General features: G+C 57.2%; 5 protein-coding genes. 1 reads left to right on the top strand and 4 read right to left on the bottom strand.

Features of this window, described 5'->3' with window-relative positions; translation table 11 throughout:
* Window positions 1-140: 140 nt before the first annotated feature.
* Window positions 141-1394: an N-acetylmuramoyl-L-alanine amidase AmiC gene (amiC, locus tag QLG21_RS17535; protein WP_058608547.1), complete on the bottom strand. Its 1254-nt coding sequence runs from the start codon at window positions 1392-1394 to the stop codon at window positions 141-143.
* Window positions 1395-1620: 226 nt separating this feature from the next.
* Between amiC and argA the strand changes: the two genes are divergently transcribed.
* The gene (gene argA, locus QLG21_RS17530) at window positions 1621-2952 is read left to right on the top strand and encodes an amino-acid N-acetyltransferase (RefSeq protein WP_137849874.1); all 1332 of its coding nucleotides are present in this window, start codon (window positions 1621-1623) and stop codon (window positions 2950-2952) included.
* 34 nt (window positions 2953-2986) lie between these two features.
* Here argA and recD read toward each other — a convergent pair whose 3' ends face one another.
* The 3 genes from recD to ptrA are packed head-to-tail and all read right to left on the bottom strand — an operon-like array spanning window position 2987 to window position 11225.
* A complete protein-coding gene (gene recD / locus QLG21_RS17525; RefSeq protein ID WP_058608548.1) occupies window positions 2987-4807 on the bottom strand; it encodes an exodeoxyribonuclease V subunit alpha in 1821 nt (606 codons plus the stop codon).
* Complete coding sequence (gene recB / locus QLG21_RS17520; RefSeq protein WP_282484883.1) at window positions 4804-8346, bottom strand: exodeoxyribonuclease V subunit beta; 3543 nt, start codon at window positions 8344-8346, stop codon at window positions 4804-4806. The genes recD and recB overlap by 4 nt, the downstream gene beginning before the upstream one ends.
* A complete protein-coding gene (ptrA, locus tag QLG21_RS17515; protein ID WP_282484882.1) occupies window positions 8343-11225 on the bottom strand; it encodes a pitrilysin in 2883 nt (960 codons plus the stop codon). Before ptrA ends, recB begins: the two co-directional genes overlap by 4 nt.
* Between the last annotated feature and the right edge of the window lie 116 nt (window positions 11226-11341).

The following is an 11341-nucleotide window of genomic DNA, read 5'->3' as shown; positions in this document are numbered from 1 at the left end:
TCGTCGGGCTCATAACCCGAAGGTCGTCGGTTCAAATCCGGCCCCCGCAACCAATACTTCTAAAACAATAAACACCCTCAAGGGTGTTTTTTTGTATCTGCAGTTTATGAAACGGCCGGGCGATAACCCGGCGTGCAGCACTATCCACGACGCGCCAGCGTCGCCCCGTCAGAGAAATAGGCTTTTATTCCCGCCAGAATCGACTCGGCCACTTCCTGCTGGAATTTTGCGGTCTTGAGCTTACGCTCCTCTTCCACGTTACTGATAAACGCGGTTTCGACCAGAATAGACGGAATATCCGGGGCTTTTAGCACCGCGAACCCGGCCTGCTCAACGCTGTTTTTATGCAGCTTATTGATGTGGCCCAGCTTGCCCAGTACCGCCTTGCCAAACTTCAGGCTGTCCGTGATGGTCAGCGACTGCACCATATCGAACATAGTGTGGTCGACGTAGCGGTCGCCACTTTTGCTTACCCCACCGATCAGGTCAGAGGCGTTCTGCGTGTCGGCCAGGTAACGCGCGGCGGTACTGGTCGCCCCTTTCGTTGACAGAGCAAAGACCGAGGATCCGCTCGGCTGGCGGCTGGTAAAGGCATCGGCGTGGATCGACACGAACAGATCCGCGCGCTGCTTTTGCGCTTTCGCCACGCGGACTTTGAGCGGAATAAACACGTCTTCATTACGCGTCATGTAGGCCCGCATGTTGCCTTCTTTGTCGATTAACGCCTTCAGGCGGCGAGCAATTTGCAGCACCACATCTTTTTCTCGCGTGTGGTATTTCCCCACCGCGCCGGAGTCTTCGCCACCGTGACCGGGATCGAGCATGATCACAATAGGACGGTCGCGCCCCGCTTTGCCCGGTTTTGGCCCGCTTTGCGCTGGCGGAACCTGGCGTTCGAGATCGCCCTTGTTGTAATCCTCAAGCAACGCGAGAAGCGGATCCTGAATGTCCGTGGCATTAGACGGATAAAGATCCATTACCAGACGTTCTTTAAAGGTCGCAACGGGCGCCAGTGCAAACAGCTGCGGCTTCACGTTCTGCTTCAGCTCAAACACCATACGCACGGTGTGTGGATCGAACTGCCCCACGCGCGCCGATTTAATAAAGGGATCGTCACCGCGGATCTGCGCCGCCATCCCTTTCAACACGGAGTTGAGGTTCACGCCTTCGAGATCCACCACCACACGCTCGGGGTTGCTGAGGGCAAATTGCTTATACTTAAGCACGCGATTGGACTCGACCGTTACACGTGTGTAGGTCGACGACGGCCAGACGCGCACCGCGACAACCTGACTGGTGGCGGCAAGACCTACCGGGCTGACGCTGAGCAACCACATTGCCCCGGCCCCTTTTAACAAGCGGCGGCGACTTATTGCTGAATTGGATCCCGACATGCTTCTCCCGAGCAAGAAATCTGATAAATGAACCAAACGTCCAAATTGACCGAAAACTTTAACGAATGACGCATAAACTGTCATCTATAAAAGGGTAAACAATCATACGTTAACGCACGGATTACTTACCCATTTCTTTGGATCGCGGAAAATTTAGGCTTGCGCATCCGGCCATAATCGAATAAAAATACAGAAATTACGAATAAACATTCATTAAGGTTGTGCCATGGTAAAGGAACGCAGAACGGAACTGGTTCAGGGATTTCGCCATTCTGTTCCTTATATCAACGCCCATCGGGGAAAAACGTTTGTCATCATGCTGGGCGGCGAAGCCATCGAGCACGAAAACTTTTCCAGCATCGTTAACGACATTGGCCTGCTGCACAGCCTGGGTATTCGGCTGGTCGTGGTCTATGGCGCCCGCCCGCAAATTGATACCAACCTTGCGGCGCACCATCATGAGCCGATCTACCATAAGAACACGCGCGTAACCGACGCCAAAACCCTTGAACTGGTCAAACAGGCTGCCGGGCTGCTGCAGCTGGATATCACCGCACGCCTGTCCATGAGCCTCAACAATACGCCGCTGCAGGGGGCGCATATCAACGTTGTGAGCGGCAACTTTATCATTGCCCAGCCTCTCGGCGTGGATGACGGTGTGGATTATTGTCACAGCGGGCGTATTCGCCGCATCGACGAGGAAGCGATCCACCGCCAGCTGGATAGCGGCGCTATCGTGCTTTTGGGGCCGGTTGCCGTCTCCGTGACGGGCGAAAGTTTCAACCTCACTTCAGAAGAGATTGCCACCCAACTGGCCATCAAACTGAAGGCGGAAAAAATGATTGGGTTTTGCTCCTCGCAGGGCGTTGTTAACGATGAAGGGGTAATCGTGCCGGAACTCTTCCCGAATGAGGCCCAGGCCCGCGTTGAAGCGCTCGAAGCCGAAGGCGATTACTACTCCGGTACCGTTCGGTTTCTGCGCGGCGCGGTAAAAGCCTGTCGCAGCGGCGTTCGCCGCAGCCACCTTATTAGCTACCAGGAAGACGGTGCCCTGCTGCAGGAGCTATTCTCCCGGGACGGCATTGGTACGCAGATTGTGATGGAGAGCGCCGAGCAGATCCGCCGCGCCACCATCAACGATATCGGCGGCATTCTGGAACTAATCCGCCCGCTGGAACAGCAGGGTATTCTGGTGCGCCGTTCCCGTGAACAACTGGAGATGGAGATCGACAAATTCACCATTATTCAGCGCGACAACCTGACCATCGCCTGCGCTGCGCTTTACCCCTTCCCGGAAGAAAAGATCGGCGAGATGGCCTGTGTTGCCGTGCATCCAGATTATCGCAGCTCCTCACGCGGCGAAATGCTGCTGGAACGCGTGGCGGCGCAGGCGCGCCAGATTGGCCTGAGTAAGCTGTTCGTGTTGACCACGCGCAGCATTCACTGGTTCCAGGAACGCGGCTTCACGCCGGTGGATATCGATTCACTGCCGGAAAGTAAGAAAGAGATGTACAACTACCAGCGCCGTTCGAAGGTGCTAATGGCCGATTTGGGCTAAGATTCTGCCCTCACCTTCCGGTGAGGGCTGTCGCTTACGCGCCGTCGAATATCCTGCTTAAACCGCTTCGGCGCTCGGTACGCGTGGCAATCGCCTGCACCAGAATGCGGTCATCGGTATACAGCGAGAGCCGCTGGCGCGCGCGGGTTATGGCGGTGTAGATCAGCTCGCGGGTGATCACCGGCGAAAGCTGGGTTGGCAGGATCAGCGCCGCATGGTTGAACTCAGAGCCCTGGGATTTATGCACCGTCATTGCCCATGCCGTTTCGTGTTCAGGAAGACGGCTTGGCTGCACGGACTTGACGCTACCATCCGGCATCTGGAACCAGACGCGTAGCCCCTGCCCACGGTCCAGCGCAATGCCAATATCGCCGTTAAACAGGCCCAGGGCGCTGTCATTACGCGAAATCATCACCGGTCTTCCCTCATACCAGCGCGAATACGGCGAACGGTTAATCTTGCGCTTTTGCGCCATCAGCTGCTCTAGCCTTTCGTTCAGCCCAGCCACGCCAAACGGGCCTTCCCGCAGAGCGCACAGAAGCTGGTATTCGCCGAACGCCGCGATAGCCTCCTCCGGCGTGCTTTTCTGCTGCACACCTCGCAGGAAATGCTGATAGCCCAGCAGGGCGTCATTCAGCATCGCCTGGTACTCTTCCCCGGTTTGCAGTGACTTTTTCTCGATATCGGTGAACGTCCCGTCAAACACACCGCGCGTGGTATGGCGATCGCCGTTGTTCACCGCCGCCGCGAGTTGACCAATGCCGGACTCGCTGCCAAAACGATAGCTTTTTTGCAGCAGGCACAGGCTGTCGCGCAGCGCGCCGGCCTGAGCGGAGGGCTCACCGTTCAGCGGGCAGCCCGTCAGGCGCGACAGCTCTTTTGCGCGCGCCTCGGTATAACCCAGGCTTGCATAGGTGCAAATATCGCCCAGCACCGCCCCCGCTTCAACCGAGGCAAGCTGATCGCGATCGCCGAGGAAGATGACGCGCGCATGGGATGGCAGCGCATCAATCAGACGCGACATCATCGTCAGGTCAATCATTGAGGCTTCATCCACCACCAGCACGTCCAGATGCAGCGGGTTTCCGGCATGGTAACGCAGGCGCTGGCTACCAGGCTGCGCGCCCAGTAAACGGTGCAGCGTACTGGCCTCACTGGGGAACAGGGCAAGCTGATCGTCCGTCAGCGGCAGCTTTTTCAGCGCGCCGCCAAGAGACTCCGTCAGGCGCGCGGCGGCTTTGCCGGTTGGTGCCGCCAGGCGTATACGGCATTTTTGTTCGCCCGCAAGCTGGATCAACGCGGCGAGCAGCTTCGCCACGGTGGTAGTTTTGCCCGTTCCCGGCCCACCTGAAATCACCGATATCCGTCGCGTTAACGCCACAGCCGCGGCCACTTTCTGCCAGTCGACTGCGTCACTGGAGCGAAACAGGGTATCAAGCGTTTCCCGCAGCTGGCCTTCATCACACGGCAACGGGGCGTTCGTCTCACTGAAAAACTGCGCGACCGTGAGTTCATTGCGCCACATGCGGTTGAGGTATAAGCGATCGCTTATCAGGATCATCGGCGTATGACGATCCCCGCAGCCGACCGCCGGAGAATTTGTCAGCGTGCTCTGCCAGTCCAGCGTCTCGTCGAGCAGGGCAAAACAGGCCTGCAACACCGGGGGCATTTTCTCATCAATGGCGAGACGTGAAACCGGCAGGCAGACGTGTCCCTCGCCCGCATCCTTGCTCAGGAGCGCCGCCGCCAGCATCACGGCGGGATGGGCATCCGCAACCAGCATGGCAAATTGCACGTCCAGCGGGCGTAATACGCGTTGTTCTACGGCATCCAGCAGCCGTTCCTGCATCGTCATGCCATCTCCTCCTGGGTTGCGGCAAAAAGGGTATCCATCTTTTCAATCAGCATCGCGTCAGGCCGCGTACTGAAGATGCCGGAACTCGGGTTAGCCGGGTCCACGCCACGCAGGAAGAGATAGATAACGCCGCCAAAATGGTCTTCGTAGCGGTAATCCGCCATGCGATGGCGCAGGTAACGATGCAGTGCCAGGGTATAGAGCTGGTATTGCAGGTCATAACGATGCATCTGCATAGCAGAAGCCATGGCCTGTTGGGTGTAGGCGTCGCTGTTTTCACCCAGCCAGTTCGATTTGTAATCAAGCAGGTAGTAACGCCCCTGATGGCGGAACACAAGGTCAATAAACCCTTTCAGCATCCCCTGAACCTGGCGGAAATTGAGCGGCGGGCACCCGGCAGACAACGGATCGTATTCGCGGATCAGCGCATCAAGCGCCTCAGCCCTAAGCGGGCTGGCGATAGGCAGGTAAAACTCCATCTCCACCTGTTTATCTTTGGCCGTCAACTGGCTCAGAGAGATACCCTCTTCCGTCAGCGGCGCCTGCAGGATGGCATTGACCCACTCGGTCAACACGGGCTGCCACTTCGCCTCATAGCCGCCGCTTTGCAACATCTTTTCCACCCACGCCTCCGATACCGGCTGCGTGAAATCCAGCTCTTCAAACAGGCTATGCAAGAACGTACCGGGCGACGCGCCGCGCGGGAACTGATGCGGCGTCAGTACAGGCTCGACAGGCACCTCGCCGACGCCCGCCGCGTCGATATCCAGCTTCGGCATCAGATCCTGAGCAATGCTCTGGCCGTGCTGCTGTAAGCCTGAGTAGCTGGTTACCCGCCAGTCGTCCGCAACGGTTCGGACAATCGGCCGGGCGTTGAGATCAGGCTCGGCCTGCTCAGGTAGATGCCAGCGACGATTGTCGGGAAGCTCGGGGACATGCAGGGCGATATGGTCGCCGCAGAGCGATTCAATACATTGACGCAGCCCAGCCGCATCTTTCGGTTCACCGCGCTGGATAAGCCGCCCCAGGGCGCTCAAATGGAAATCCGTCTCGCCTGTTTTTTCACCCCGGCGGCGAAAGAGCGGCGCAACCCCCAGGCTGCAGTGCCAGACGGAACGGGTAAGCGCCACGTACAGCAGACGCAGATCTTCCGCCAGCCGTTCGGCTTCTGCCAGCTCCACGCTGGTTTCGGCTTTGCTGAGGTCAAGCACCGCCTCAAAGGTCTCACGATCGTGATAAAACGCCTGATCCTGCACGCGGTAGTTAGCGATAAACGGCAGCCAGACCAGCGGGTATTCCAGCCCTTTAGATTTGTGAATGGTGACGATTTGCACCAGATGCTTATCGCTTTCAAGGCGCATCTGTTGGCTTGACGCGTTGCTGTTCGGATCGGCAATTTGCTGCGACAGCCAGCGCACCAGGGCGTGTTCGCTTTCCAGCTGAGAACCTGCTTCCTGCAGCAGTTCGCTGATGTGCAGGATATCCGTCAGGCGGCGCTCTCCCCCTGCCGTCGCCAGCAGATTCTCCGCAATACGGCGTTGCGCCATCAGTTCACGCAGCATCGCCATCACGCCGCGTTTTTGCCAGCGCTCACGGTAATGAACAAACTCGTCCACCACAGCATCCCACGCGGTTTCATTGTTATTGAGTGCGTCAATGTCGCGGGCATTAAGCCCCAGCATAGAGCTCGCCAGCGCGCTGCGAAGCGTGCTTTCACGTTCAGGCGCCAGCACCGCCTGCAGCAGCCATAGCATCTCCTGCGCTTCCAGGGTGTCGAATACGCTGTCGCGGTTTGAGAGATAAACAGAAGGAATCGTGAGCAGCGTAAGCGCATCGCGGATCAGCGCCGCCTCCTGACGGCTGCGCACCAGCACCGTGATATCAGAGGCTTTAACCGGCGTGGCGTTCTCCCCCTTCCACAGCAGCGCTTCGCCACGCGAACCTGCGCTCAGCCAGTCACGGATTTGCGCGGCACAGTGCTGCGCCATCGCGGTTTGATAGTCAGCCACGCCGTAGCCTTCACCGTCCAGCAACCAAAAACGCATGGCAGGCTGCACCGCGCCGTTATATTCAAAACGCAGATCGGCATTCTTCGAGGCGGACTTTACCGGCTTAAAGGGAATTTCCCGGAACATAAACGCCGCGTCCATCCGTTCAAACAGCGCATTGACGCTTTCAACCATGCCGGGAGAGGAGCGCCAGTTGGTATCGAGCGTATAGTGCGCCTCGACTTCACTGCGTGCCTTCATATAGGTGAAAATATCCGCCCCGCGAAAAGCGTAAATAGCCTGTTTGGGATCGCCGATCAGCAGCAGTGCGGTTTCAGGCTGCTGTCGCCATATGCGGCGGAAAATACGGTACTGCTGGGGATCGGTATCCTGAAATTCATCAATCATCGCCACCGGAAAACGGGTACGGATAGCGTGAGCCAGCGCTTCGCCATTTTCGCTGCGTAGCGCCTCGTCCAGCCGGCTCAGCATATCGTCAAATCCGAGTTCGCCCCGTCGGCGTTTCTCCCGCGCCACAGCGTCGCGAATTTCAGCCATCGCGCGGGTAATAATCAGGTCATTGAGCGAGAGCGGCTCAGCCAGCAGCGCCTCAATGGAAACAAATAAGGGGTGTTCAGGCACAATGCCATCGGCTTTGGTCCGCTCCGCAAGGAAGCGCTGAGAGAATTTCTCCAGCGCGTCCGGGAGCTGATAGCCCCGCGTCTCTTCCTGCGCCCAGGCGCTGATCTTCTCGATCCACTTGCCCTGATTACCGCGATTGAACTTGCGCCTGTCGATACCCGAGTTTTCAATGATCGCATCGATATCGCCAACGGACTCATTCCACTTCTGCTTTAATCCGACTATTTGCGCGATGATCTTTTCATGACGCGAGGCCAGCGTTTCATCTGCTGGCGGCGGGGATTTGATCACCGGTGCTTCACCCTGCAGGTAGCGGCCAATGGCGCGCAGCAGATCTTCCGGACCTTTCCACAAAGCATGCACCGCTTCTGCAATATCGCGCGGTAACGGATAACAGTGACGACGCCAGAAATCCGCACAGGCCTGATAGCGAAGCTCCGACTCATCTTCGATGAGCTGCTGTTCAAACAGCATGCCGGATTCAAAGGCATTCAGGCTCAACATGCGCTGACAAAAACCGTGGATGGTGAAGACGGAGGCGTCGTCCATTTGCCGTTCGGCTAACAGCAGCCATTGGGCCGCCTGCTGCTTATCAGCAATTTCTTCGAGCAGACTCGCATAGAGAGGGTTATCCGTGGTCTGGCGCAGGCAGGCGATGCGCAGCTCATGGATGTTGGCGCGAATACGGCCGCGCAGCTCGGCGGTGGCGGCCTCGGTGAATGTCACTACCAGCAGCTCTTCCACGCTTAACGGGCGTGGAAACGCGGCATTGCCGCCCAGCCCCAATAACAGGCGAAGGTAAAGCGCGGCGATGGTGAAGGTTTTTCCCGTTCCCGCTGAGGCTTCAATCAATCGTTCACCCTGTAGCGGCAAACGTAAGGGATCAAGGGACTCAGCGGTATCGGTCATTCTTTCTTACTCCAGGGCATAGATTGTTGCAGCGCGCTGATGCTCTTCCAGACTTTCCAGCCTTTCGGGTCAACGAATTCTGCTTTCCCGCTCTGGCTGCCGGAAACCTCAGACAGGATAGCCATTCCCTGCGGTTTGACCACCGCCTGATGGAAGAAATCCGCAACCTTCTGAGGGGTCAGCTGTTTTATCTCGGCCACTACTTTATCACGCGAATCAAACTTCATATTACCGCGATCGAAATCTTTGCTCAGCTGTGAGGCTTCTTCACCCAACGTCTGCGGCGACTGCATAACCTGTGCGATAACGGCTTGCTGGATCTGGGCAAACTCGTCCGGCTTCATGGCGCGCAGCTTCGCTTCGACCTGCGGGAAGAAGGCCTGATAGCGCTGCCAGAGATAGGCCGGTTGCTTATCACTGCTTTGCAACAGGAACCCGAGGCCCCACTGACGCCCTACGTTCATCGAAAACGCAAAGACCGCATAGCCGAGCTGTTCTTCGGTGCGCAGTTGGTTATAGAACCACGGCTGGATAATTTGCCCCAGCACGGCGCTCTGCGCAGAGCTGGCATATTCGTCATATCCCGTTGGCACAAAGACGGCAGCCAGCGCGGAATCCGTACTGCCACCCGTTTTTTCGAAAATCACATTCTGTTTTTTCTCAACCAGCACATCCTGATTGCGACACCACACCTCGCCTTTCGACCCCAACTGGGTACGCACATTTTGCGCCAGGGTTTTCGCGGCCTCTTCACTCATATTCCCCACAATCAGGAACTCGGGCCGGGTGTTGGTTTTCAGTAACGCCCGGTACGCCAGCACATCGTCTAATGATATGGAGGGCAGCAGCGCGCGGCGTTCATCCCGCTGGAAATAGGGGATCTGCGACAGCATCTGCGGCGGCATGATCGCCTGTTCGTAGGCTTTGCCTTTCTCCGCGGAATCCATCATCTGCGCATACCAGGACTTGGCCTGCTCAAGCTGCTCCTGGGTTGGCGTATAGCTGAAATAGCCTTCGAGCAACGCCTGGAACAGCTGCGGCAAACGCTGGGTGTAGCCGTTAGCGTTAAGCATCAGACCGTTGTTGGCATTGGTTGAGAAGCTAATACCCCCCACGGCGGCCTGATTGCTAAGCTGGTCTAAAGCGACACCCGCCAGATAGTCATTAAGCGCAAAGATCACCTGATTTCTGGCCGTGTCCATCGCCTTCGGGTTGCGCAGCACAACGCTGACATCGGCTTTCGGTTCGCTCGCAAAATAGCGGCTTGGGGTGTAAACCACGCGCAGCGTTGGCTCATCAACAATGAGTTCCGGATGCGGATAAGCTTTGGTGGTCTTAATCAGCGTGAAGTCGTCCGGGATGTAGGGATTAAGCTCCGGCAACGCCAGGGCAATCCCGGCGGACTGCTTCTGCCACTTCGCAAAGGTCTCCTCGCCGATCTTATCAACCTGATAAGGCGCATCCACGAAGTAGGCCGTTTTGTTGTGCGGTTCGTTCGGGCTGATATACCAGATACGCGCGTTCTGCGGGGTCATCATCGCCAGACGTGCTTTTAACGCCCCGGCGTCGTACTGGTCAGCAATGTTGACAGCATCAAGTGTGTGGGCCACCGGCACGCGGATCATGGTATCGGCGAGCCATTCAACATAGTCCATGTCACGCGTAATCGAGGGATAGCGGAAATCGAGATCCAGCACATGCGCCAGTTCATCAAAGTAACGTTTATCCACCCCTTTCTCACGCAGCAAAGAGAGATAGCTGAAGATCGCAGCAACCACCTCATCGCGGTTCGCGAGGCCTTTATCGGTCAGGGTTGCGGAAATCGCCAGCACACCGCTGTTGCCGTTTACCACCGGATCGGAGTCGGCACGGATCCCCTCGACCAGCCCCTGCTTTTGCAGCCAGTCAGAGAGCGTACCAGGGCTGCGGTTACCGATAAGATAGGTCACCAGTTCATCGGTTTTACTGCGGAACTGGGCGGTATTGTTATCGATACGGAACTCAACGCGCAGAACCTTACGCGGCAGTGCCGGCACGTAGTGGATCACGATCCCCTTTTGCGCGTCGGTTACCACCGGCACGTTAATCTGCGGCAGATCGATATTTTTATTCGGCACCCGGCCAAAGGTCTGGGCCGCCATGTTCGCCAGCACAGGCAACGGCTTGTTGCTGTAGATGACGGCTTTCATCAGGTTGGCTGAGTAATATTTATCGCGAAACGTATGCAGCGCCTTGAGCACGGGGCTGTTCGGCTTATCGCTTAACGTCTCACGGTTACCACCGGAAAAGCGCGCGCCGGGGTGCGCCGGGTTGATGGTTTCAGCGCTGACCTGCGCCATGCGCATGCCATCGCGCGTGCGGGCCATGGTCAATTCCGCATTCACCGCGTTTCGTTCGCGGTCGGCGTATTTTTTATCCAGTAGCGGCGCGGCGATAGCGTCAGCGAGGCGGTCCACCGCCCCTGCCAGCGCATCATTTTCCACTTCAAGGTAGAACGCCGTGCGATAAGGTGCCGTACTGGCGTTATGGCTGCCGCCATGCATTTTCAGGAATTCTGACAGGCTATCCGGCTGCGGGTACTTTTTCGACCCCATCAGCGTCATGTGTTCAAGATAGTGAGCCAGACCCGGGTGCGCCTCAGGATCTTCCAGAGACCCAACCGGCACCACCAGTGCAGAGAGCGATTTCACCGCCTGGGGATCGGAAACCAGCAGCACGGTCATCCCGTTATCAAGGCGAATGGCCTGATACTGGCGGGTATCTTTCTCGCTTTTGCGAATCGTTTCCTGGATGGGTTGCCAACCGGAATCTGCCTGAGTGAAGGGGGCCCAGAGGGCGACAAACAATACAAACGCTTTAAACAAGGTGCTGCCTGGCATTACGACCTCTTTATCACGGCTACATCATTAACAAACTGCGTGCTGGACACGCCAGCATCTCTTTCTTTTGGTACATCACTCCGTGATAAGAGCTGCATAATAAATGAACGCCAAAA

This window comes from Enterobacter sp. V87_3, assembly GCF_029967835.1.
Classification (GTDB): Bacteria; Pseudomonadota; Gammaproteobacteria; order Enterobacterales; family Enterobacteriaceae; genus Enterobacter; species Enterobacter cancerogenus.
The sequence above is the reverse complement of the archived record's forward strand: the minus strand, read 5'-3'. Positions and strand labels throughout refer to the sequence as shown.